23 protein-coding genes are annotated in these 22,702 nt (G+C 73.9%); 5 read left to right on the top strand and 18 right to left on the bottom strand.

Annotated features, from left to right (window positions below; translation table 11 throughout):
* Positions 1-54: 54 nt before the first annotated feature.
* The 10 genes from L3X23_RS16955 to L3X23_RS17000 all read right to left on the bottom strand — a co-directional run bounded on the left by L3X23_RS16955 (position 55) and on the right by L3X23_RS17000 (position 11,888).
* Positions 55-1,344 (bottom strand): NtaA/DmoA family FMN-dependent monooxygenase, encoded by a 1,290-nt coding sequence (locus L3X23_RS16955; protein ID WP_237193100.1) that lies wholly within the window; start codon positions 1,342-1,344, stop codon positions 55-57.
* 4 nt (positions 1,345-1,348) lie between these two features.
* On the bottom strand, positions 1,349-2,620 hold the full coding sequence (locus tag L3X23_RS16960) for a multidrug effflux MFS transporter (RefSeq protein WP_237193101.1): 1,272 nt from the start codon (positions 2,618-2,620) through the stop codon (positions 1,349-1,351).
* A gap of 114 nt (positions 2,621-2,734) precedes the next feature.
* The gene (locus tag L3X23_RS16965) at positions 2,735-3,409 is read right to left on the bottom strand and encodes a DUF5134 domain-containing protein (protein ID WP_237193102.1); all 675 of its coding nucleotides are present in this window, start codon (positions 3,407-3,409) and stop codon (positions 2,735-2,737) included.
* Positions 3,410-3,805: 396 nt separating this feature from the next.
* Positions 3,806-4,729 carry an ABC transporter substrate-binding protein gene (locus tag L3X23_RS16970; protein WP_237193103.1) on the bottom strand — a complete coding sequence of 308 codons (924 nt, stop codon included), beginning with the start codon at positions 4,727-4,729 and terminating at the stop codon, positions 3,806-3,808.
* Positions 4,726-5,481, bottom strand: coding sequence for an ABC transporter permease (locus tag L3X23_RS16975; protein WP_093082720.1), 756 nt, complete (start codon positions 5,479-5,481; stop codon positions 4,726-4,728). The genes L3X23_RS16970 and L3X23_RS16975 overlap by 4 nt, the downstream gene beginning before the upstream one ends.
* Positions 5,478-6,122, bottom strand: coding sequence for an ABC transporter permease (locus L3X23_RS16980; RefSeq protein ID WP_093082725.1), 645 nt, complete (start codon positions 6,120-6,122; stop codon positions 5,478-5,480). Before L3X23_RS16980 ends, L3X23_RS16975 begins: the two co-directional genes overlap by 4 nt.
* Before the next feature lie 16 nt (positions 6,123-6,138).
* Positions 6,139-7,203 carry an ABC transporter ATP-binding protein gene (locus L3X23_RS16985; protein ID WP_093082731.1) on the bottom strand — a complete coding sequence of 355 codons (1,065 nt, stop codon included), beginning with the start codon at positions 7,201-7,203 and terminating at the stop codon, positions 6,139-6,141.
* Positions 7,204-7,334: 131 nt separating this feature from the next.
* The gene (locus tag L3X23_RS36205; protein ID WP_237193104.1) at positions 7,335-10,058 is read right to left on the bottom strand and encodes an EAL domain-containing protein; all 2,724 of its coding nucleotides are present in this window, start codon (positions 10,056-10,058) and stop codon (positions 7,335-7,337) included.
* A gap of 188 nt (positions 10,059-10,246) precedes the next feature.
* Positions 10,247-11,425, bottom strand: a complete 1,179-nt coding sequence (locus L3X23_RS16995; protein WP_237193105.1) for an NADP-dependent malic enzyme — start codon at positions 11,423-11,425, stop codon at positions 10,247-10,249.
* Between the two features lie 154 nt (positions 11,426-11,579).
* Positions 11,580-11,888, bottom strand: coding sequence for a S24/S26 family peptidase (locus tag L3X23_RS17000; protein ID WP_308116911.1), 309 nt, complete (start codon positions 11,886-11,888; stop codon positions 11,580-11,582).
* 79 nt (positions 11,889-11,967) lie between these two features.
* On the opposite strand from L3X23_RS17000, the gene sodN reads away from it, so the two are divergent.
* Positions 11,968-12,375, top strand: a complete 408-nt coding sequence (gene sodN, locus L3X23_RS17005) for a superoxide dismutase, Ni (protein ID WP_093082297.1) — start codon at positions 11,968-11,970, stop codon at positions 12,373-12,375.
* A 115-nt stretch (positions 12,376-12,490) separates the two neighbouring features.
* Here the strand turns inward: sodN and L3X23_RS17010 are convergent, their stop codons facing one another.
* Positions 12,491-13,303: a class I SAM-dependent methyltransferase gene (locus tag L3X23_RS17010; protein WP_237193107.1), complete on the bottom strand. Its 813-nt coding sequence runs from the start codon at positions 13,301-13,303 to the stop codon at positions 12,491-12,493.
* Positions 13,304-13,351: 48 nt separating this feature from the next.
* On the opposite strand from L3X23_RS17010, the gene L3X23_RS17015 reads away from it, so the two are divergent.
* Complete coding sequence (locus L3X23_RS17015) at positions 13,352-13,951, top strand: TetR/AcrR family transcriptional regulator (RefSeq protein ID WP_237193108.1); 600 nt, start codon at positions 13,352-13,354, stop codon at positions 13,949-13,951.
* 94 nt (positions 13,952-14,045) lie between these two features.
* Here the strand turns inward: L3X23_RS17015 and L3X23_RS17020 are convergent, their stop codons facing one another.
* The gene (locus L3X23_RS17020; protein WP_237198052.1) at positions 14,046-14,570 is read right to left on the bottom strand and encodes a TetR-like C-terminal domain-containing protein; all 525 of its coding nucleotides are present in this window, start codon (positions 14,568-14,570) and stop codon (positions 14,046-14,048) included.
* Between the two features lie 148 nt (positions 14,571-14,718).
* Between L3X23_RS17020 and L3X23_RS17025 the strand changes: the two genes are divergently transcribed.
* From L3X23_RS17025 to L3X23_RS17035, 3 genes are all read left to right on the top strand, one after another.
* Positions 14,719-15,762 carry a hypothetical protein gene (locus L3X23_RS17025; RefSeq protein ID WP_237193109.1) on the top strand — a complete coding sequence of 348 codons (1,044 nt, stop codon included), beginning with the start codon at positions 14,719-14,721 and terminating at the stop codon, positions 15,760-15,762.
* Positions 15,763-15,837: 75 nt separating this feature from the next.
* Entirely contained in the window at positions 15,838-16,173 is a 336-nt protein-coding gene (locus tag L3X23_RS17030) for a VOC family protein (protein ID WP_237193110.1), read from the top strand.
* A 291-nt stretch (positions 16,174-16,464) separates the two neighbouring features.
* The gene (locus L3X23_RS17035) at positions 16,465-16,980 is read left to right on the top strand and encodes an OsmC family protein (RefSeq protein WP_237193111.1); all 516 of its coding nucleotides are present in this window, start codon (positions 16,465-16,467) and stop codon (positions 16,978-16,980) included.
* Between the two features lie 13 nt (positions 16,981-16,993).
* Here the strand turns inward: L3X23_RS17035 and L3X23_RS17040 are convergent, their stop codons facing one another.
* From L3X23_RS17040 to L3X23_RS17065, 6 genes are all read right to left on the bottom strand, one after another.
* Positions 16,994-17,698, bottom strand: coding sequence for a siderophore-interacting protein (locus tag L3X23_RS17040; protein ID WP_237193112.1), 705 nt, complete (start codon positions 17,696-17,698; stop codon positions 16,994-16,996).
* Entirely contained in the window at positions 17,695-18,585 is an 891-nt protein-coding gene (locus tag L3X23_RS17045) for an ABC transporter substrate-binding protein (RefSeq protein ID WP_237193113.1), read from the bottom strand. The genes L3X23_RS17040 and L3X23_RS17045 overlap by 4 nt, the downstream gene beginning before the upstream one ends.
* A 10-nt stretch (positions 18,586-18,595) precedes the next feature.
* Positions 18,596-19,186 (bottom strand): helix-turn-helix domain-containing protein, encoded by a 591-nt coding sequence (locus tag L3X23_RS17050; protein ID WP_374204862.1) that lies wholly within the window; start codon positions 19,184-19,186, stop codon positions 18,596-18,598.
* Entirely contained in the window at positions 19,183-20,775 is a 1,593-nt protein-coding gene (locus tag L3X23_RS17055; RefSeq protein WP_237193114.1) for a CocE/NonD family hydrolase, read from the bottom strand. The genes L3X23_RS17050 and L3X23_RS17055 overlap by 4 nt, the downstream gene beginning before the upstream one ends.
* Before the next feature lie 38 nt (positions 20,776-20,813).
* A complete protein-coding gene (locus tag L3X23_RS17060; protein WP_237193115.1) occupies positions 20,814-21,974 on the bottom strand; it encodes a globin domain-containing protein in 1,161 nt (386 codons plus the stop codon).
* A 73-nt stretch (positions 21,975-22,047) separates the two neighbouring features.
* Positions 22,048-22,656, bottom strand: a complete 609-nt coding sequence (locus L3X23_RS17065; protein ID WP_237193116.1) for a hypothetical protein — start codon at positions 22,654-22,656, stop codon at positions 22,048-22,050.
* Between the last annotated feature and the right edge of the window lie 46 nt (positions 22,657-22,702).

Below are 22,702 nucleotides of genomic sequence, written 5' to 3' on the forward strand. Positions count from 1 at the left end.
CGACGACCCCGCCCGCGGTTCCAGGTCTATTGCGCCAGTCGTTCCCGCAGGTCATCAGAACGCCAGCAGGTTCTCGCGGAAGGTCGGGTGGGCATAGCCGTCCCGGACCAGGCCCCGCCTGCGCAGGGCGGGTGCGAGGCCGTCGGCGACCTCGGCGACGATCCGCCGGGTGATCGGGGCCTGGACGAGGAACCCGTCACCGCCCGCCTCCGCCATCGCCTCGCCCATCTGCGCCGCGACCCCGTCGGGCGTGCCGGTGAACTCGACCGCACCGGTCATCCGGCGCGCGGCGATCTCCCGCAGCGTCATGCCCTCGGTGCCGCGCAGGTGCAGCGCGGTGACGCTCTGGGCGGCGTTGGTGCGGATCTCCGGCAGCGGCTCGTCGAGCGGGAAGGCCCCGAAGTCGATGCCGCTGGCGAAGGACAGCGAGGCGAGCTTGGGCTCGATCGCGGCGGCCGCGGCGGCCTCCTTCGCCCGTGCCTTCTCCCGCGCCCGCTCCTCGCTGTCACCGAAGGTGAAGGTGGCGAGGAACAGGACCTTCACGTCCTTGGGGTCGCGGCCCGCGGCGGCGGCCCGGGCGTCGATGTCCGCGCGGTAGGCCTTCATGTCCGCGACGGAGTAGGCCTGGGCGATGATGGTGTCCGCGTGCCGCGCGCCGAACTCCCGGCCCGCGGGTGAGCCGCCCGCCTGGCAGACGACCGGGCGGCGCTGCGGTCCCGGCGGCACGTTGAGCGGGCCGCGGGTGCGGAAGTACTCGCCCGCGAAGTCCGCGTGCCGGACCTTGGTGTGGTCGGCGAACACCCCGGTCTCGTGGTCCATGACCAGCGCGTCGTCGTCCCAGCAGTCCCAGAGGGCCGACACGGCGTCCATCCACTCGTCCGCGATGGCGTAGCGCCGGTCGTGCTCGATCTGCTCGTCGAGCCCGTAGTTCTGCGCGGTCCGCACGTTGTGCGAGGTCACCAGGTTCAGCCCGCACCGGCCCTCGGTGAGGTGGTCGAGCGTGGTCAGCAGGCGCGCGGCGAGGAACGGTGGGTAGAACGTCGTGGTGATCGTCGCGATCAGCCCGATCCGGCTCGTCGCGGCGCCGACCGTCGCCACGAGGGCCAGCGGGTCGTGCTTCGGCGCCGTCATCGCGTTGGCCAGCGACCACTTCGCGGAGCCGCCGAACGCGTCGGGGATGAACGAGCCGTCCTCGAACATCATGTAGTCGAAACCGGCGCGCTCCAGGGCGCGCGCGGCGTCGACGTAGAGCCCCGGGTCCTTCCAGTCCGTCTCGGCGCGCCCGGAGAAGGGGGCGCGCCACGCCTGTACCGCGTAGCTCAGGAACCAGCCCATGTGGAACATGTGCTCAGTGCACCGTCGGGCCGTGACCCGGGAGGATCGCCGCGTTAACGCGTCCATTGCGCCGGCGGGCCGGGCCCGGCAGCCACACCGCGGCGAGGCAGGCCGAGACGCACAGTGCCACCATGCCGCCGGTCATGGCCAGGCCGACGTCGATCGCGAGCAGGGCGAGCAGCGGCGCGGCGATGCCGCCGAGCACGAACTGGGCGATCCCGAGCAGGGCCGACGCGCTGCCCGCCCGGTCCGGCTCCGACTGCATGCCGAGGGTCAGCAGGTTCGGCTGGACCAGGCCGTGGGCCAGGACCATCGCCGCGAGCGCCCCCAGCACGAACCCGACGGGCGCGCCGACGAGCACCAGGACCAGTGCCAGCACCGTCGCGGGCAGCTGCAGGGTGAGCCCGGCCCGCGCGAGAGCCCGCGGCCCGACCCGGGCGGAGAGCCGCGAGCTGAGGAACGCGGCCAGCACGAGGGTGAGCGCGTTGCCGACGAAGACGAACCCGAACTGGCCGGGGCTGAGCCCGAAGCCCTCCTGCAGCAGGAACGGGGCCCCGGCGACGTACGTCAGCCCGACCGCGCTGGACAGGCCGAGGGTCAGGGCCGTCGTGCGGAAGCCGGAGCTGCGCAGCAGCCCGCCGAACGCCGCGAGGGAGGCGCGCAGCCGTGCCCCGGCCCGCACCCGTTCCCGCCCGGGCGCGGTCTCGGGGAGCAGGATCGCCGAGAGCAGCAGTGCGCCGAGGGCCATCACCGTCACCGCCACGAAGATCCACCGCCACGACCCGGCGCGCAGCAGCTGCGACCCGGCGAGCGGGCCCACGGCGGGCGCGATCGCGGTCACCGCGGAGATGGCGGAGTAGCAGCGGGCCAGGGCGCGCCCCTCGAAGAGGTCCCGGGCGACCGCGCGGCCGACGACCATGGCCATCGCCACCGTCGCGCCCTGGGCGAACCGGGTCGCGGTCAGCGTCCAGACGTCCGGCGCCACCGCGCACCCGACGGTCGCGACCGCGTAGGCGGCCAGGCTCCACAGCAGCGGCCGCCGACGCCCGTACGCGTCGGTGATCGCCCCGCACACCAGCTGCCCCACGGCCAGTCCCACGACCAGCGCCGTCAGGGTCAGCTGGACGGCCGCGGCGTCGGTCCGGTAGTCCACCGCGATGGCGGGGAAGGCGGGTGTGTAGGCGTCGAGCGAGAAGGGCCCGAGCCAGCTCAGCACCCCCAGCACCAGCACGGCGCGGCGGAAGCCGATCGCGGGTGTCTGACGGGTGATCCGCGCGTCGGCCACTGTCCCTCGTTCCCGATCGGACACCCTCCTGCGGGTGTCTCACGGGGGACGGTGGTCGACGGTCGTTGCGCCTCGTCGCGCGCGCCGTGACCCGGCCATTGCGCCGGCCGATCCTCAGATCATGGTGAGCAGCATGACCGCCATCGCGGAGGCCATGACGAGGTGCGCGACGGCGGCGGCCTGCGGGGTCCGCAGGACGGCGAGCCGGGTGCCCTCGACGGCCGGGGCGTGCGCGGCGCAGCCCGCGGTGTGGGCGGTGTGGGCGGGGTGGGGCTCCTGCTCCGCCGGGCCACCCGCGGTGGCGAGCACCGCGGTGTGCGCGCGGTGGGCCGCGGCGAAGCGGTCGCCGCAGCGCATGACGTGCCAGGCGAAGTACCCGGCCAGCCCGATCGCGACGACCGACGCCCAGGCCCCCGGGCCCGCCGCGCCGCCGCCGTGGTGGGCGTGCGCCCCGGCACCGGACGCCTCGGTCTGCAGGCCGATCCCGAGCATGAACAGCATGGCGACGCCGCAGACGACGTGATGCCCCGCGTCGTCCGTCTCGAGGCCGGTGCGCAGCACCGAGGCCGCGAACCAGGCGGCGCTCAGCCCGAACACGGCGATCCAGGCGGCGGCGGGCAGCGGGTCACCGAGCGGCGAGAACATCGCGGCCATCCCGAAGCCCATGGCGGCGTGCGAGGCCTCCCCGACCGCGGGCCGACCGTCTCGGCGGGCCGTGGCCAGCCGCACCAGGTGCAGCAGCCCGAGGCCGAGGGAGACGGCGGCGAGCAGGGCGGTGAACCAGGTCATGAACGGTCGACTCCCTCAGGCCGGACTACTGCTCGGTCGGGCCGGAGAGTAAGCAGAACGGAGCAATCGAATCCACTCCGTGGTCGGGTACCCACAGCGGGTGACAGGCGGTCGGGGCACTTCAGTGTCCCAGCCCGACGTCCGTGGCGGAACCACCGGCAGCGGTCCGGACATTCGTCCTGGACTCCGCCGACACGAGGGGGCCGTCGGCGCTGCCTCCCGCGGGCGCGGACGCGCCGCCCCGCACCCGTCGAATGACCGGACGGGTCCAACTGTGCGACAGATCACACCCCGAAGCACTGCGATGATCCACTCGTCGGGAGCGGAGCGGTCGGAGATCGACCGCTCCGCTCCCGTCGGACGGATCAGGGGCGGATCAGGGGCGGCGCGGGGCCGCTAGAGGCCCTGCTGGGTCAGCCAGTTCTTGGCGACGGTGTCCAGGTTGGGCTTGTCCGGCGCGTTCGCGGTCTTGTTGAGCTCCAGCAGGCCCTCGGTGGTGAGCTTGGCCTGCGCCGCGTTCAGGATCTGCTTGACCTGGTCGGTCGCCTTGGCCGAGTTGATCAGCGGGACGACGTTCTGCGCGGCGAAGTTGTTCTTCGGGTCCTCGAGCACCACGAAGTTGTTCGCCTCGATGCTCGGGTCCGTGGTGAACAGGTCCGCGGCCTGGACCTGGCCGTCCGCCAGCGCCTTGACCGTGACCGGGCCGCCCGCGTCCAGCGCGGTGTAGCCCTTGAACTCGAGGCCGTAGGTCTCCTTGAGGCCCGGGATGCCGTCCGGTCGGGTCTGGAACTCCGAGGGCCCGCCGAAGGTGACGTTCGCGGCCAGCGGCGCCAGGTCGGCGATCGACTTCAGGTTGTTCTGCTGCGCGAACGCCTGGGTGACCACCACGGCGTCCTTGTCCTCGGCCGCGGCCTTGTCCAGCACCGTCAGCGGGGCGGGGACGACGGACTGCAGCGCCGTGTAGACCGCGTCCGGCGCGGTCTCGGTGGCGTCCTTCTTGATGTACTGCAGCAGGGTGCCGGTGTACTCGGGCACCATGTCGATCGAGCCGTCGGTGAGCGCCGGGTAGTACACCTCGCGGCTGCCGATCGGCGGCGTGACCTCGACCTGGACGCCCTTGGCCTGCAGGGCCTGCGCGTAGATCTGGGCGAGCAGCTGGCTCTCGGTGAAGTCGGCGGAGCCGATCCGGATGGTGTCGCCCGCGGCGGGCGCCTGGCTGGATCCGCCCGCGACCGGGTTGCCCCCGCCGCCGCAGGCGGTGAGGCCCAGCACCAGGGCCGCGCCTGCGGCCACGAGAGTGAGGGGTCGTCTGAGGTTCACGGCGTCGCTCCTGCCGGTTCGGGTGTCGCAGTGGTGGTGTCGGTGGAATCGGGGGACGAGTCGGGGGTGGTGATCTCCGCGGTCGGCGAGCGCCTGCCGCCGCCGCGCAGGCCGGGTGAGACCACGGCGCGCTGGACGAGCGCGAGCAGTCCCTCCACGGCGAGGGCCAGCAGGGCGACCAGGATCGCCCCGGCCGCCATCTGGGAGTAGTCGAGGGACTTGAGCCCGTCGATCAGGAAGCGGCCGAGGCCGCCGAAGCTGACGTAGGCCGCGACCGCCGCGGTGGCGATGACCTGCAGGGCCGAGGCGCGCAGCCCGCCGAGGATCAGGGGCAGCGCGTTCGGGATCTCGACCTTGAACAGGATCTGCCACTCGCGCATGCCCATCCCGCGGGCCGCGTCCACGGCGCCCTGGTCGACGTTGCGCACCCCGGAGTAGGTGCCCGCCAGCAGCGGCGGCACGGCCAGGACGGCGAGCGCGATGGTGACCGGCAGCAGGTCGATGCCCATGAGCAGCACCAGCAGCGTGAGCAGGCCGAGCTCGGGGAGCGCCCGCATCCCGTTCGCGATCCCGACGACCAGGAACCCGCCGCGGCGGGTGTGGCCGATCAGCGCACCGAGGGGCACCGCGACGACCGCGCCCAGGGCCAGGGCCAGCACCGAGTAGAACAGGTGCTCCCCGATCCGCGCCGGGATGCCCGTGGGCCCCGACCAGTGCGCCGCGTCGAAGAGGTAGGAGAACAGGAGGCTCATGCCGCCACCCGGGCCCACGGAGTGATGAAGCGGCCCGCCAGGACCAGCAGCCCGTCCACGACCAGCGCCAGGAGCACGATCAGCACGATCCCGACGATGATCTCGGTCGGGAAGTCACGCTGGTAGCCCTCGGTGAACAGCTGCCCCAGGCCGCCGACGCCGATCAGCGCGCCCACCGACACCAGGCTGATGTTCGACACCGCGGCCACCCGCAGCCCGGCGATCAGCACCGGCACGGCGAGCGGCAGCTCCACGGACACGAACCGGCGCCCCGGCTTGTAGCCCATCGCCGTGGCGGCCGCGACGACCAGCGCCGGGACGGCGGCGAGCGCGTCCGCCACCGACCGGACGAGCAGCGCGACGGTGTAGATCGTCAGCGCCACGACGACGTTCAGCGGGTCGAGGATCTGGGTGCCGAGGATCGCGGGCAACACGATGAACACCGCCAGCGACGGGATCGTGTAGAGCACGCTGGCCGCGGGGATGAACACGGCCCGCACGGCGCCGTTGCGGCTGGCCAGCCAGCCCAGCGGGACCGCGAGCACCAGCCCGGCGACCACCGGGATCAGTGCCAGCACGACGTGGACCTGCAAGGCCCCCCAGATCAGCGCGGTGTTGCGCGGGATCCAGTCCCAGACCATCAGCCGGTCCTGCCCCTCACGCCGCTTCGCGGGCCGCGGCGAGGGCCGCCAGCACCGCATCCGCCGAGATCGAGCCCGCGAGCCTGCCCTCGTCGTCCACCGCCACGCCCTGCCCGGACGGGGAGGACAGCGCGGCGTCCAGCGCGCTGCGCAGCGACCCGCTCGCCACGGGGTGCAGGGTGCCGCCGGGCAGCACGTCCGCCTCGGCGACCGGGCCCGCCCCGGTGACCCACCCGAGCGGCTTGTCCTCCTCGTCGACGACCAGCGTCCAGCCGCCCGTCGCGGACTCCCCCACGTGCACCGGGGTGATGGTGCCGAGCGGCACCTCGTCCGACAGGAAGCCCAGCGTGCGGTACCCGCGGTCGCGGCCGACGAAGCCGTCCACGAAGTCGTCCGCCGGGCGGGCGAGCAGCTCGGCGGGCTCGGCGTACTGCGCGAGGTGCCCGCCGGTGCGGAACACGGCGACCTTGTCCCCCAGCTTCACGGCCTCGTCGATGTCGTGGGTGACGAACACGATGGTCTTGCCCAGCTCGCCCTGCAGCCGCAGCAGCTCGTCCTGCAGGCTCTCCCGGACCACCGGGTCGACGGCGCTGAACGGCTCGTCCATGAGCAGGACGGGCGGATCCGCGGCCAGCGCGCGGGCCACCCCGACCCGCTGCTGCTGCCCGCCGGAGAGCTGCGCCGGGTAGCGGCCCGCCATCTCCGGCCCGAGCCCGACGGTCTGCATCAGCTCCTCGGCCCGCGCCCGCGCCTTCGGCTTGGACCAGCCGAGCAGCAGGGGGACGGTGGCGATGTTGTCCCGGATCGTCTTGTGCGGGAACAGCCCCGCCTGCTGGATGACGTAGCCGATGCCGCGCCGCAGGTCGGCGGGGTGGCCCGCCATGACGTCCCGCCCGTCCACCGTGATCGTGCCCTCGGTCGGCTCGATCATGCGGTTGATCATGCGCAGCGAGGTGGTCTTGCCGCAGCCCGAGGGCCCGACGAACACGGTGATCTTCCCGGACTCCACCACGAGGTCCAGCCCGTCCACCGCGACCGTGCCGTCGGCGAACCGTTTCGTGACGCTCCGGAACTCGATCACGTCGATTCCCCCGTCCACAGACGCCCGCCGTTCGGGCGCCCTGGGACCCTAACCGCACCCACCGACAAGAGCGACACGAATGGCGGACCGTGATCCCATCGGGACCGGTCGGGGCGGCGCCGCGCGGGCCCTCAGGCGCCGAGGGCCCGGGCGGGGGTGGCGAGGCGGCCGCCCGCGAGGGTGCGGCGCAGGGCGTCCGGCTCGAGGGGCCGGGCGAAGAGCCAGCCCTGGTAGGCGTCCACGCCGAGGCCGCGCAGCACGTGGAACTGCTCGGCGGTCTCCACGCCCTCGGCGACCGTCGTGCGGCCGAGTGCCCTGGCCATGTCGACCACCGCGCGGGCGACCGCGAAGTCCGCCGGGTCCGCCGCCACGCCGGTGACGAAGGCCCGGTCGACCTTCACCGTCTGGGCGGGCAGCTGCTTGAGCCGGGCCAGCGAGGAGTAGCCGGTGCCGAAGTCGTCGACGGCGAACCGGACGCCCAGCCCGACCAGCTCGGCCATGGCGTCGAGCGCGGACTGCGGCAGCTCGACGAGGCTGGTCTCGACCAGCTCGAGGATCAGCCGGTTCCAGCCCAGACCCGCCGCCTCCACGGCCGCGGTGACCTCGGCGAGGAACAGCGGGTCGCTGGGCAGCAGCCCGGCGAGGTTCACCGCGACGGCGGCCGGCGCGGGCCAGTCCGCGGCCTCCCGCACCGCGGTGCGCAGGACCCAGAGGTCGAGCTCGCGCATCATCCCGGCGCGCTCGGCGACCGGGAGGAACTCCCCCGGGCTGACCGTCCCGCGCTCGGGGTGGCGCCAGCGCACCAGGGCCTCCGCGGACAGCACGGTCCCGTCCGGACCGACGACCGGCTGGTACTCCAGCACCAGCTGGTCGCCCGCGAGGGCCGCGCGCAGCTCGGCCTCCAGCTCCAGCTGCTGGTCCGCGGCGGCCACCACCGAGGCCGTCGCGACGACGACCTCGCCGCGGCCCGTGCGCTTGGCGTGCTGCATCGCGACCTCGGCGTAGCGGAGCAGGTCCGTCTCGCCGTCGGGGAGGACGTCCGGGGTGACGACGCCGACGGACGCGGTGATCCGGACCGTCGCGCCGTGCACCGGCGCGGTGGCCCGCAGCAGGCCCGCGACCGTGTGGGCGAGAGCCTCCGGGCCGTCGGTGAGGGCGTGGTCGGCGCAGAGCACCGCGAACTGGTCGGCGGACAGCCGCGCGGCGGTGCAGGAGGCGGGCAGCCCGCGCCGCAGCCGCTCCGCGGTCTCGACCAGCAGGTCGTCCCCCGCGTCGTGGCCCAGCGAGGAGTTGACGCGGGCGAAGTCGTCCAGGTCGCCGCAGACGACCGCGACCCGGTCGCGGCCCGCGCCCGCGAGCAGGTCGGCCAGCAGCGCGACGGCGCCCGCGCGGTCGAGCAGGCCGGTGAGGTCGTCGTCGCCCATCGCGGCGGGGACCGCCGGGCGTTCCGGGCGGGTGGCCGTGACCAGCCAGAACGGGTCGCCGTCGTCGGACAGCGAGGCGCTGACGCCGACCCGGCAGGTGAGGGTGGTGCCGTCGCCGCGGGCGAAGCGCACGGCGTCGAGCCGGTAGCCCTCGCCGCCCGGCGCGATCCGGCGCAGCCAGATGGGCAGCTCGGCGGCGCCGGTGTCCGGCTGGGGGGTGGCGTCGGCGGAGAGGGCCAGCGCGGTCCGCGAGCGCAGGTCCTCGAGGGGGCGGTCGAGCAGCCTGCAGAAGGTCGGGTTGGCGTCGGTCAGGCGGCCGGAGGCGTCGAACAGGGCGACGCCGTCCGCGACGGTCGCCATGAGCGCCGCGAACCGCTCGGCGGCGTGGTCGGAGCGGGGTCGGACCGGCTGCTCGGGCGTGACGTCCCGGACCATGCCCGCCAGCCGCAGCGGCCGCCCGTCCGGACCGCGCTCGACGCGGGCGCGGCAGGTCAGCACGTGACCACCGGACGAATGGTCGGCTCCGCGAGCTCCGCCTCCGCCGACCCGCAGCTCCACCTGCTGCTCCTCCGGCACCTCACCGGCGCGCAGCGCGCGGCACAGCGCCGCGACCTGCTCGCCCTCGATCGGGCCGAGCGGCCCGTCCGGCCGCACGCCGAGCTCGGCGTAGAGCCGGTCCAGCGAGGGGCTGCGCCGGAGGGTCGCGGTGGCGAGGTCGTAGCCCCAGGTCCCGACGCGGGCCATCCGCTCCAGCTCGGCCGTCCAGCGTCGGTCGGGCTCGGGCTGCTCGACGAACAGCACGGCCTCGAGCCCGCCCGGCAGCGCCCAGCGCACGACCCGCACCCGGACGGTCACGCCGTCCGCGCGCCGCAGCCGGGCGTCGGCGTCCGGGCCGCTGAGGATGCGGTCGAGCGGGAGCCCGATCGGGTCCGGGCCGTGGTGCGCCGCCAGCCGCAGGAAGGCCGGGTTGACCCGCAGGATCCGGTCCCGCGCGTCGCAGACCACCGACGGCGCGGTCGGCAGCGGCACCACCTCCACGGGCGGCGGGCCGAACGCGGCGTCCCGCACGGTCGGCGGCACCCCCGGGTCGGTGATCTCGGCGGGCGGGAGGAGGTGCGGGCCGGAGTACTGCTCCGGCGGAGCGACCACCTGCACGGTGCCGGGCTCGGTCCCGGCCTCGGCGTCCCCGTCGTCCGCGGGGTCGGCGTCGACCGGGACCGGCGTCGGCCTGCGCGAGGTCGGGACGCGACCGCCCGAGGGCGCCGAGATCGCCCGCGCGATCCGGTTGGCGAAGCGGGCCTGCTCCGGCTTCGGGGCCTCGGCCCGCGAGCGGAGCCGCCCGAGCCTGCGGACCGGGTCCTCGTCGGGATCGGGCAGGCCGGGGGGTACCTGCTCGTCGACCCCCTCGTCGCGATCTCCGTAACCGCCCACCGGTGCCCCCCCGTGTAAGCCCGTGCCGGCGCCGTTCTGACGCCGTCACCGACTCCAACGAGCGACTGCTCCACTCGATCCGGTCATCCGCCTCGAATGGCCGACATCAACCCGAGTGAGGTACGTCTCCGTGATCCACTCTGTGTGATCGGCTGGGCCGACCGGCGGAAGAGCCCCTGGTGGGACCGCTACCGCCGATCACTCCCGGTAGACCCCGCAGCCCAGGCCTGCGCGACCGCCGCCGCGACCTCGGGCGCGACGCGCGGGTCGAACGGGCTCGGCACGATCCGGTCCACCGCCAGGTCGTCCGCGGCGACGGAGAAGATCGCCTCCGCGGCGGCCAGCTTCATCGCCTCGGTGATCCGCCGCGCCCCGGCGTCGAGCGCGCCGCGGAAGACGCCCGGGAAGGCGAGGACGTTGTTGATCTGGTTCGGGAAGTCGCTGCGCCCGGTGGCCACGACCGAGGCGTACCGGCCCGCCACGGACGGGTGGATCTCCGGGTCCGGGTTGGATAGCGCGAACACGAACGGGTCGGGCGCCATGGTGGCCAGCAGCTCCTCCGGGAGCGTGGCGCTGGACAGCCCCACGAACACGTCCGCACCGCGCATCGCCTCGGCGATCCCGCCGGTGACGCCGCGCGGGTTGGTCTCGGCCGCGAGCGCGCCCTTCTCCCCGCCCCGGGCGGTGTCGATGACGCCCCGGGAGTCGAGGACCACGACGTCCGACGCCCCGGCCGCGAGCAGGATCCGCGCGCACGCGACCCCGGCGGCCCCCGCCCCGGAGATGACCGTCCGCAGCCCGGCGAGGTCCCGCCCGGTCGCGGCGCAGGCCCCCTTCACGGCGGCGAGCAGGACGATCGCGGTGCCGTGCTGGTCGTCGTGCATGACCGGGCAGTCCAGGGCCTCGATCAGCTTGCGCTCGAGCTCGAAGCAGCGCGGCGCCGCGACGTCCTCGAGGTTGACCGCGCCGAAGCTGGGGCGCAGCCGCACCAGGGTCTCGACGATCTCGTCGACGTCCGTGGTGTCCAGGACCAGCGGGATCGAGTCCAGCTCGCCGAAGGTCTTGAACAGCGCGGACTTGCCCTCCATGACCGGCAGGCTCGCGCGCGGGCCGATGTCGCCCAGGCCCAGCACGGCGGTGCCGTCGCTGACCACCGCGACCAGCCGGTCGGTCCAGGTGTAGCGCCGGGCCAGCGCGGGGTCGGCGGCGATCGCCCGGCTGACGTCCGCGACGCCGGGGGTGTAGGCGATGGCCAGGTCGCGCGCGTCCCGCAGCGGGGTGGCGAGGCCGGTGGAGAGCTTGCCGCCCTCGTGCGCGGCGAAGATCTCGTCGCGGGTGGGCAGGGTGCGTTCGGGAGAGAGGGTCACGGGAGAGCTCCGGAAGATCGGGTGCGGTGAAAAGCGCCTGCACCTCCGGGCGGGGTCTCGCCGGACGGGTGCCGGACGGCCCCTCGTCGGTTCGCCGCGGGTCGGCGACGAGACCACGAGGATGGGCTGTCGGGTACTGGGGGAGGACGGTACCTCAGAGTCGTCGTGGGCGGGGCCACATCCTGTGCGTGACGACGGCCACGACCTCCGCCGGGCCGAGCGTGCGCGAGTCGGTGGAGCCGAAGGGGTTGTCGCCCTCGACCCACCAGCCGCCGCCCTCCGGCCGCCTCGCCCGCTTGACCGACAGCTGCTCCGGACGCGCCGACCAGCGGACGAGCACGACGTCACCCGGGCGGGCGGTCCGTCCGAACCGGACCAGGACGACGTCCCCGTCGGACAGGGTGGTGGACATGGACGGGCCGCGCACGGTCACCCGCCGCCATCTCGTTGCCAGATCAATCACCCACCTCTCGCGATGCCTCCGGCCGACCCCCGAGAGTAGGGTCGGCCCTGCCAGAGAAGATCACCACCAGGGAGGACCCATGCGGCTGCCCCGCATTCTCCGCCCGCGGCTGGAGGCCACCGCGCACTGCGACCTCCCCTGCGGCGTGTACGACCCGGCCCAGGCGCGCATCGAGGCCGAGTCCGTCAAGGCCATCCAGGAGAAGTACCAGGGCAACGAGGACGTGGACTTCCGCGCCCGTGCCATCGAGATCAAGGAGCAGCGGTCCGACCTCGTGAAGCACCACCTCTGGGTGCTGTGGACCGACTACTTCAAGCCGCCGCACTTCGAGAAGTACCCGGAGCTGCACGAGCTGTTCAACAAGGCCACCAAGGCCGCGGGCGCCGCAGGCACCAAGGGCTCCAACGACCCGAAGACGGGCCAGGAGCTGCTGGACTACATCTCCCAGATCGACAAGATTTTCTGGGAGACCAAGCAGGCTGCCTGATCCAGGCGCTGAAAGCGGCGCTGACCAGCGGGGATGGTTCCCCGTGGGTCAGCGTCGCTTGTCGTTGCTGGGTGGTTTTTCACGGCCCAGACGGCCCAGACGGCCCGACACGTTCTCAAGCCAGCGCGCAGACGAGTCCCACGGTGGCGTAGCGCATGGTGAACTCCCCTCCGACGGCGTCGATCGCCGCGCCGAGCCCGGCGAGAAGTTCGGCCAGCTTCTCCGGCGCGATCCGATTGTGTCCGCCCGAGGTCTGAACCTGGTCGAGGAACACGTCACGGCTGACGACCGTCTCCCAGTCGAAGCGAAGGCGACGAGGTTTCGCGAAACCTCCGGCCTCCGCCAACCCTTCCGCCGCTCGATCGAGCATGGCTGCGTAGCCGTCTCGTTGAGAGCCTTTCGACGGTGTGAAGGGGAGTCCGGTATCAACGGTCCGGTAGACCTCGGCGAAGCGGGCAGCAAGGCTCTCGGGCGGATCACCCGCGTTCCAGAACACAGTGATACTTCCACCTGGATTGAGCACGGCCGCTGCCTTCCTCGCACCGGCCACCGGATCCACCCAGTGCCAAGTCTGTCCTGAGATCACGCCGTCGAACCGACGCTCTCGAGGCTCCCACTGTTCGAAACTTGCGATCTCCACGTTCAGGCCCCGGGCGCGCGCGACCGCAGCCATCCGCTCGTCGGGATCCACGCCGAGGACGACGGCACCCGCGTCGACGAAGTGCAGCGAAGAGATGCCGGTTCCGACTCCGACATCGAGAACAGCAGTCCCCGGCAGGTCAGCAAGCACTGCTTTCGCGAGTGCAGCGGGATACCGCGGACGGGCTCGGTCGTAGCGCTCCGCGTCGGCGCCGAAACCCTCGGCGATCTTTCGGAACCGGTGGCTGTCGCTCGCGTGATCGTCGCCTCGACTCGGTACTGTGGGCATGCGCCCACTCTAAGTGGGCATGTGCCCACTCGTCGACCGGGAGCGGTAGTGCCGACAGGAGTACGTCTTCGTGACCCGCGCGCGACGCTGCTGGCTGCGGCCGAGCACATTCTCGTTCGCCAGGGGCCTGGAGCCCTCACGAGCCGGGCTGTGACTGACGAGGCCGGCCTGGCGAAGGGCGTCCTCCACCGCCACTTCGACGGTATCGACGACTTGATCGTCACCCTGGTCGAGGAGCGGCTCTCGCTGACACAGCGCTGGGCGTCCGAACTCCGCGCCTCTGCAGGGAGGGGATCCGTTGTCGCCACCGTGGCCCGCACACTCATCCAGGCGATCGATCCCGTCGCCATCGGGCTCGTGAACCTCGCCATCGCGCGCGACGGCGTACGCCGACGGCTGAGACTGGCCGGCCACTCCGGCCTCCCCACCCTGCCGGAAACGACGGCGATGCTCGCCACCTACCTCTCCGTCGAGCGCGAGAGGGGCCGCATCACGCGCGAGACCGATCCCGACGTTCTTGCACGCACTCTGGTCGGTACCGGCCACCTCCTTCTCGCCGGCGAACTCGGGGCGACCCCGGACCAGGCGGCAGTGGAGGAGGTCGTCGAAGCGAGCTTGGTCAGCAACCTGGTGCCCGGGCGGGCGTGATCCAACGACCCACAGACGGTCCAGGCCGGCGTCGGCGCCGCTTCGTGTTGTCGGGTGTCCTCGGGACGATCCGGGGACCGGGCGGCGCCGCTGCTCAGCCGGCGGGCCGGGACTTCGGGCAGGGCACACCCCGTCCGCGGATCAGCGGCAGGTAGATCTCGTCGACGATCTCCACCAGGACCTCGTCCGGCACGGCCGGGACACCACGCAGGGCGTACTCGCCGCGCAGCACCGTCATCGGCAGGGCCGCCACCCGCGGCTGCACCGCCTCCGGGGGCGCCTCGCCGCGCGCCACCGCCCGACCCAGGAGCGTGAACCAGGCGGCGTTCAACGCGCCGCCTCCCGCCTGCTCGCGCAGCAGCTCCAGCAGGGCGGGCTCGTCCGCGGCGGCCGCCAGGAGATCACGCAGGACCGCCCCGTGGGGCGAGGACCACGTGGCGTTGGCCTGCCGCAGCAGCTCCAGGGCGTCGCCACGGAGACTGCCCGTGTCCACCGTGGGCGTGCGGGCGTCCGCCACGTACTTGTAGGCGGCGACACCGAGTGCGGCCCGCTGCGGCCAACGCCGGTAGATCGCGTTCTTGTTCGTGCCGGCGCGCCGAGCGACCTTGTCCATCGTCATGCCGGCGTACCCGGACACACGGAGCTCCTCGGCGGCCGCACGCAGGATCGCCTGCTCCAGCTCCGCGCCTCTCCGCCGCCCCGCCGCCACGGTACGGAGCGTACCCTCTCGCCTGATAAGGTACGACCAGTACCTTGAGGAGGTTGCGATGCGCGCCTGGGGCGTCACCTACGACACCGGCTTCACGAGCTGCGGGAGCACGACCCACGAACCGTTCGACCCGGACGTCGTCGGCGAGGAGATGCGGATCATCCGTGAGGAGCTGCACGCGGACGCCGTGCGGATCACCGGCGGGGTCGCGGACCGCCTGGAGATCGCGGCCCGGCACGCGGCGGCCGTCGGACTGGAGGTCTGGTACTGCCCGTTCACCCACGACCTGACCACCGACGAGCTGCTGGACTTCCTCCTCGACGCCGCCGAGCGCGCCGAACGGATCCGACGGGAGGGGGCGGAGGTCCGGTTCCTCACCGGTTCGGAGATCAGCATCATGACGATCGGGCTGATGCCCGGGGCGACGCTGTCCGAGCGGTCCGCCGTGCTCGCGGACCCCGCGCGCCTCCGGGAGGTCCTCCCGGAGGTGCAGCGCAGGACGAACGCCCTGCTGGCCCGGGCCGTCGACGGCGCCCGCGCGCGATTCGGCGGACCCATAGGGTACGCATCGCTCCCTCTGGAGGCGGTGGACTGGGCGCCCTTCGACTTCATCGCGACCGACGCGGGCTACCGGGACGCCACCAACGCCGCCGGCCTCCCGGCCACCCTCGCCGCGATGACCGCTCAGGGCAAGCCGTTCGCGGTCACCGAGTTCGGCTGCGCCCCCTTCACCGGGGCCGCCGACCGGGGCAGCCGCGGGGACGTCATCGGCTACGACGAGCAGAGCGGACGGGCCACGCACCTCACCGAGACCGTCGAGCGCAACGAAGCCGAACAGGCCGGCTACCTGCTCGACCTCCTCGACGTCTACGACGCGGGCGGGGTGGACACCGCCTTCGTGTACACCTTCGCCTGCCGGCACCTGCCGACGTCCGACGATCCCGAGCAGGACTTCGACCTGGGGAGCTTCGGGATCGTCAGGGTCCTGCCACCGGGCCGCACCGGACGCACCCACCCCGGGCTGCCGTGGGAGCCGAAGGCCGCCTTCACCGCACTGGCCGAGTACGGCCGGAGCCGGACCGCGCCGGGCAGCCGCGCCTGAGGGCCGACCGGGGTTGCCCGGCCCGCCCCGCGGGTATGACTCGACCGTTCCCGGGTCCGGCACTGCGGAGGCGTGATGAGCATCGACCGGCTACTCGCCCAGTCCACCGTGAGCGACCTGGACGTCGCACGGGAGTGGTACGAGCGGCTGTTCGGGCGTGCGCCCGATGCGACACCGATGGACGGTCTCCTCGAGTGGCACCTGTCGGACACCTTCGGCGTCCAGGTCTGGGCCGAACCCGACCGCGCGGGCCGCAGCTCCATGGTGGTGGACGAGAGCGATCTCGACGCGCTCGCCGCACGCCTCACCGCGGCCGGGATCGCCGACGCGGCCCCCGAGCAGGCGACGTCGTCGCGCATCCTCCGGCTCGACGACCCCGACGGCAACCGGGTCGTCTTCACCGGCCCGTGACGGGCGGGCCTCAGGCCGGTGATCCACTCGTCGGGAGCGGGGCGGTCGGAGATCGACCGGTCCACTCCCCGTCGGTGGATCATGGGGTCGGGCCGGACATGCCGGGCCGGACATTCGGTGCCGCCGCTCGCCATCCGGGAGGGGGCTTGACGGGGCGGCCCGCAGCGCGTGTGCTCGGGCCGTGATCCGGCGGCACCTCACCGAACGCAGGCACATCGACCTGTGTCGGACCGGGGCCGCCCTCTGTCGCGGGGGCCACTGACCCCGCCCCTTCCGCGACAGGAGACCCCCATGACCACGACCACCTCCCGAGACGTCGAGCTGCGCGCGATCGTCGACGCCACCGCCGCCGCGGTCGCCGACGCCCCCGACAAGGCCGCCGCGCTCTTCCGCGCCACCGGCGACAGCGGAGACGGCGTCCGCACCGACCTGCGCATCGGCAGGCACCAGGTGACCATCGACGAGCCGCCCGCGCTCGGCGGCCAGGACGCCGCGATCAACCCCGTCGAGTCCGCCCTGGCGGCGCTGGTGTCCTGCCAGGTCGTCACGTACCGGTTCTGGGCGGCGACGCTCGGGATCCCGGTCGACGACGTGCACGTCGAGACCGAGGGCGACCTGGACGTCCGCGGGTTCTTCGGCCTGGACGACGCGGTGCGACCGGGCTTCGGTGAGGTGCGCCTGCTCGTGACGCTGACGGGCCCGGCCCCCGCCGAGGACTACGCGCGGCTCAAGGACGCGGTGGACGCGCACTGCCCCGTCCTGGACCTGTTCCGCAACCCGACCCCGGTGGCGTCCCGGCTGGCCTGAGCGGGGCGGACGCTCAGCGGGGGCCGCTCGTCCAGTAGCCCTGGGCCTGCACCACCGGGACCCCGGCGAGCAGCCTGCGGATCTCCGCGATCTGCGAGGTCTCGCCCGCGACCCAGGCGTAGTCGACCGGCCACGGCCGGTCGAGGGCCGCCACCAGCGAGGCGACGTGCTCGGCTCCCGGCACCAGCACGTCCGCGGGGTCCGCGGCCGCGACCAGCACGATCGGGTCGCCGGCGGTCTCCCGCACGATCGCGCGGATCGCCGGCACCGCGGCCTCGTCGCCCGCGACCAGCAGGCGGCGGGCCGCGCCGGGCGCCCACTGGACGGCGAGCGGGCCCGTCGCGGCGCGGCGGTCCGAACCGGAGATCAGCAGCTCCTCACCCGGCCGGGCCGCCGGCGCCCAGGCGCTCGCAGGCCCGGGGGCGGCGTGCACGAAGAAGTCCAGGTCCAGCTCCTCGGGCCGGGCGGCGGCGACCGTGTAGGTCCGCAGCGCGGGCCGGTCGGGCAGCGCGCGCCAGCGGGCCCGCCACTCGGCGAGCGGCACGGGCTCGGGGCCGCCGAGCCCGGACGCGCCCGGGCCCGGCACCACGACCTTCACCCGCTGGTCCGCCCCCTCCGCCGCGAACCGGCGCAGCTGCGGGCCGCCGACGGTGACCCGCACGAAGCCCGGCGAGGGCCGCGTGACCGCCCGGACCGTCGTGCGGAACAGCGACCTCATTCGGCGAGCAGGCGCTCGAGGTCGTCGAGCACCGCCTGCCCGCCCCGCGGTCCGACGCCGGTGATCCAGATCGACTGGTCCACCACGTGCAGGTCCGGGAAGACCTCGGCGCGCACCGCGGCCATCTCGGCGGGGACGGCGCTCTCGTCGCCCGCCTTCGCGGCCGTGACGACCACGAGGTCCGCCCGCGCCTGCACCACCAGCTCCGGCGAGAGGTCGACCGAGATCGAGCCCTCCCAGTCCCGCGGCGGCGTGCGGAAACCGGCGCACTCCAGCGTGCTGCCCGCGAACGAGGTGGGCCCGTAGAGGGTCAGCTGTCCGTCGCGCGGGCGGACGAGCTGCGCCGTGCCCCCGGGGTGTGTGGCCGCGACCTCGGCGCACCGGTCGGTGTACGCGCCCAGCAGTGCCTCCGCGTCCGCCTCGCGGCCGAGGGCCCGGCCCACGAACCGGACGTTGTCCTGCCACGGATCGGCCTGGCTCGCCATGAACACGGTCGGGGCGATCGCGGCGAGCCGGTCGTAGAGCTCCGCGTGCCGCGACTCGGTGCCCAGGATCAGGTCCGGCTGCAGCGCCGCGATCTTCTCCAGGTTCGGGGTCGGCACCGTCCCGACGGTCTGGACCGCGTCGGCGTCGGGCTTGAGGTACGCGGGCACGCCCGCGGCCTCGCTGAGCACGGCCGCGCCCACGGGGACCGCGCCGAGCGCGACCGTGGTGTCGAGCTGCACCGGCTCGAGCACGACGACGCGGGCGGGTGCCGCGGGCACCTCGGTGGTGCCGTGGGCGTGGGTGACGGTGCGGGTGGCGGCGGCGGGGTCCTCGGCCGGGGCGCTCGCGCACCCGGCCAACGCGAGGCCGACCACCGCCGCGGGGAGCAGGCGACGAATCACGAAGGTGAGCCTAACCTCCGGCACGCGCCCGCAGGTGGGCCCGCTCCCCCTGTGTGCCGAACAGCACCAGCAGCTCGACGGGCCGGGGGTCGGCCGCGCCGAACCAGTGCGGGACCCGGGTGTCGAACTCGGCGGCCTCGCCGGGCGCGAGCGTCATGTCCCGGTCGCCGAGGACGAGCCGCAGCCTGCCCTCCAGCACGTACATCCACTCGTAGCCCTCGTGGACCTTCTGGTCCGGTTCCCCGCCCGGCGGGATCACCATCTTGAACGCCTGGACCCCACCCGGCCGCCTGCTGAGCGGCACGTAGGTGCGGCCGTCCCGGTGCACGGGGGTGAAGCGGACCCGCGGGTCCCCGGTCTCGGGCGCGCCGACGAGCTCGTCGAGCGCCACCCGGTAGACGCGGGCCAGCGGCAACAGCAGCTCCAGGGTCGGCTTGCGCCCACCGGACTCCAGCCGGGACAGCGTGCTCTCCGAGATGCCGGTCTCGGCGCCGACCTCGGCGAGGGTCATCCCGCGGGCCGAGCGCGCCGCCCGCAGCCGGGGGCCGACCGCGTCGAGCACGGCGTCGAGATCGCGCACGCGAGCGTCGAGATCGCTCACGCGAGGACGGGCAGCGTCACCGTGGAGGGGTGCGACGCCGAGTGCAGGACCTCGGTCCGGCAGCGGACACCGCTGGTCGCCGAGCCGAACGGCTCGCCGGTGCCCGTGTTGCGCGCGAACCGCGGGAACGCCCCGCCCGCCACCTGGACCCGGATCCGGTGTCCGGCGCGGAACCGGTAGGCGGTGGGGAACAGCTCCAGGTCGACCGCGTAGACCCCGTCCGGTCCCACCGTCACGTCCTTCGCCGGGACCGACCGCGGGTCCAGCCTGCGGATCCCGTCCACGACGTTGCGGGACACGCCCTTCTCGTCGACGTCGCAGACCCGGACGTAGACGTCCGCGTACTCGACCGAGGGCCGCACGAACAGCCGCGCGGTGACCGGGCCGACCACGTCCAGGTCGGTCTCCAGCGCGGGGCCGGTGAACAGCAGGACGTCCGGGCGGACCTCGACCGGGCCCTGGTCCGCCTGCTCGGCGGGCTTGGTGAGCAACGGGCCACCGACGGCGGGCGTGGGGTCGGCGGGGTCATAGGTGAAGGTCGAGGCCTCCGTGCCCGCCAGCGCGCCCAGGTCGAGCGTGTGGGGGGTGGCGGGCGGCGGCCACTCGTCGAACTCCAGCCACTGGTCCGCCTGCTGCAGGTGCAGCCGCACCCGGGCGCCCTCCGGGGCGGGCCCACCGCGCAGGTGGTGGTCGAGGAACGCGACGTCCGTGCGCACGATCTCGCGCAGCTCGGCGGGCGCGCCGTGCAGCCACGGCCCGACCACGATCCGCGCGTCCACCCCGGACTCGCGCAGCGTCTGGAAGTCCTTGAGCTGGGCGTGGACGAACAGGTCCCACCACCCGGTGACCATGCTGACCGGCGGCACGTCCCGGTCCCGCTCGCCGTAGGTGGCCTCCCAGAACTCGTCGTCCGGGTCGCCGTGGCCGGTGAAGTCCCGCCAGAAGCCGACGGGCGCGCCCGCGACGTCCAGGTCCGCGGCCTGCAGCGGCATGCGGCGCAGCGCCCGCTGCACGCGCCGCGTCCGCAGCGGGTGCGGGAGCAGCGGCAGGTCGCTCTCCTGGTTCCCGATCGAGGCGGACCAGTTCAGCCCGTTGAGCAGGGTCGGGGCGCCACCCGGGTAGAAGGTGTCGGTCATCCGGGAGGCCGTGATGTGCAGCCCCATCGCCACGACGTCCGCCTGCCCGGCCACCATCCACTGGGTGTGGCCGAAGTAGCTCGCCCCCGTGGTGGCGATCCGGCCGTCGCACCAGGGCTGCTCGCGGAGCCAGTCGAGGGTCGCGAGCCCGTCCGGCCGCTCGTGCCGGAAGGGCCGGAACTGCCCGCCGGACCCGAAGCTCCCCCGGGTGGACTGCATCAGGACCTGGAAGCCCTGGCGGGCCATCGGCTGCGCCATGATCGCGCCGAAGGCCTGCCGCGAGTAGGGCAGCCGGACCAGCACCACCGGCAGCGGCCCGGTGGCCTCCGCGGGCCGGTAGAGGTCCCCGACCAGGGAGATCCCGTCCGGCATCGGGGTGCGGACCTCACGACGGGTGAAGCGGACGCGGCCGGGCTCGAGGCCCAGGGCACGGTCGGCGAGCGCGGCGATCACCCCTCGACCGTAGCGCTGCTCGGGGCTCGGGGTCGGGATCAGTCCGTCACGAACGGGTCGTAGTGGATCTGGTCCAGCGAGGCGCCCGCGACCCGCAGCGCGCGGATCGTCGCGGTGATCATCGCGGGCGAACCGGAGACCACCACCTCGCAGTCGGCCCAGGACCCGAACCCGGTGACGACGTCCGCGAGCCTGCCGACCAGCGGCCCGGGCACGGCGGGCGGCTCCTCGACGACCGGCACCACGTCCAGCCAGGGGTTGCGGTAGCTGGTGCGGCGCAGGCCGTCGAGCGCGTGCAGCGAGTCCCAGTCACGGGCCCCGTAGAACACGACCGCCCGCTCGGGGCGCCCACCGGCCCGTTCGAGCTGCTCCACCAGCGCCCGGATCGGGCTGATGCCCGTGCCGCCGCCGATCATCAGCAGCTCCCGGCCGGGGACGACGGCGCGGTCCAGCGCCCCCATCGGCGGCCCGATCCGCCAGCGGTCCCCGGGCCGGGCCGAGGCCACGATCCCGCGGCTCACGCTCCCGTAGCCGATCGCGCGGACGTGGAACTCCAGCTCACCGGACCGGTCGGGGGCGACGGCCGGGCTGAGCGCGCGCCACAGCCGCGGATGCTGCGGGGTCTCGACGGTCACGTACTGGCCCGCCCGGTAGGCGAACGGCTCGTCCGTGCGGACCCGGACGACCGCCAGGTCCCGCTCGACCCGCTCGTGCCCGACGACGGTCGCCCCCCACCAGGCCGGGCCGGGATCGCTGCGCGCGCCCGCCTGCATGCTGCCCGCGAGGAACGCGTACGTGTGGGCCCAGGCCCGGGCCACCTCGTCCGTCCACGCCGCCCCGCCGGTGTCGGCCAGCGCCACCAGCAGGGCCTGCCCGACGACCGCGTAGTGCTCGTCCCGGACGTCGAACTTGCGGTGGTCGCGGCCGAGCTGGGCGAGGAAGCCGATCAGCGTCGACGGCTCGTCCAGGTGCGTGACCACGTGCACCAGCGCCCGGCCGAACCGCGAGTGCTGGGTCTCCATCGACAGCGGGAACAGCGACCGCAGACCCGGCGCGTAGCCGAACAGCGTGCGGTAGAAACGCGGGACGAAGGTCTCGGGATCGATCCCCAGCGCGGCGACGCTGCGCTGCGCGGTCTGCAGGTGGGGGGCGATCTCCTCGAGCCCCGAGGCACGCACGGCGGCGTCGTCGAGACTCATGAGCGGGAGGACCGACGGGGCGCCACGAGGCGCATCGTAGCCAGGCCCCCGACGATCGTGCGCCGAGCCCGAGCTAGACGGAGGTGGCCCGCAGCTCCGCGTTGCGCTTCTTCACCGCGAGGTCCTTGTTGACGGGGTTCTGCGCCTCGTCCGGGGCGTGACACCCCGCCTCCACGGCGATCCGGTTGATGGTGCCGAACATCCGGACCAGATGCGCGAGGCGGTGCTCGGCGGCGTCGACGGGCTGCTGCTCGCCGCGGACCAGCGCGACCGTGGTGTCCGCCCACACCGCCTCGGCGTGCATCCCGGCGTTGCGCAGCACGTCCTGCACCCGGTCGGCGAGCTCCCGCGAGGACAGCCCGATCCAGGCCTCGAGGGTCCGCGCGTCGAGCGGGAAGAGCCGGTCGCGGTCGCGCAGGTAGAGCAGCTCCAGCGCGTAACCGTGGCCGTAGGCGCAGTAGAGGCAGCCGTTGTGCAGGCTCACGACCATGCCCGCCAGGTGCGTCCGCTGGCCCCCGAGGACCTGCAGGGTGACCAGGTAGCGAGGCATGTTCGCGGCGAACCACCGCAGCGCGCCCCACGGCCCCATGGCCGCGACGATGTGCGGGATCATGCGCGGCGCGAAGCCCCACATCATCCGACAGCCCGCCTGCAGGAAGGCGGTGACCGCTCGATCGAGCACGGGCCCACCTCCCTGGCGCTCACCGATGGTGATCGGATGGTACCCG

The organism is Pseudonocardia sp. WMMC193, assembly GCF_021728735.1.
Classification (GTDB): domain Bacteria; phylum Actinomycetota; class Actinomycetes; order Mycobacteriales; family Pseudonocardiaceae; genus Pseudonocardia; species Pseudonocardia oroxyli.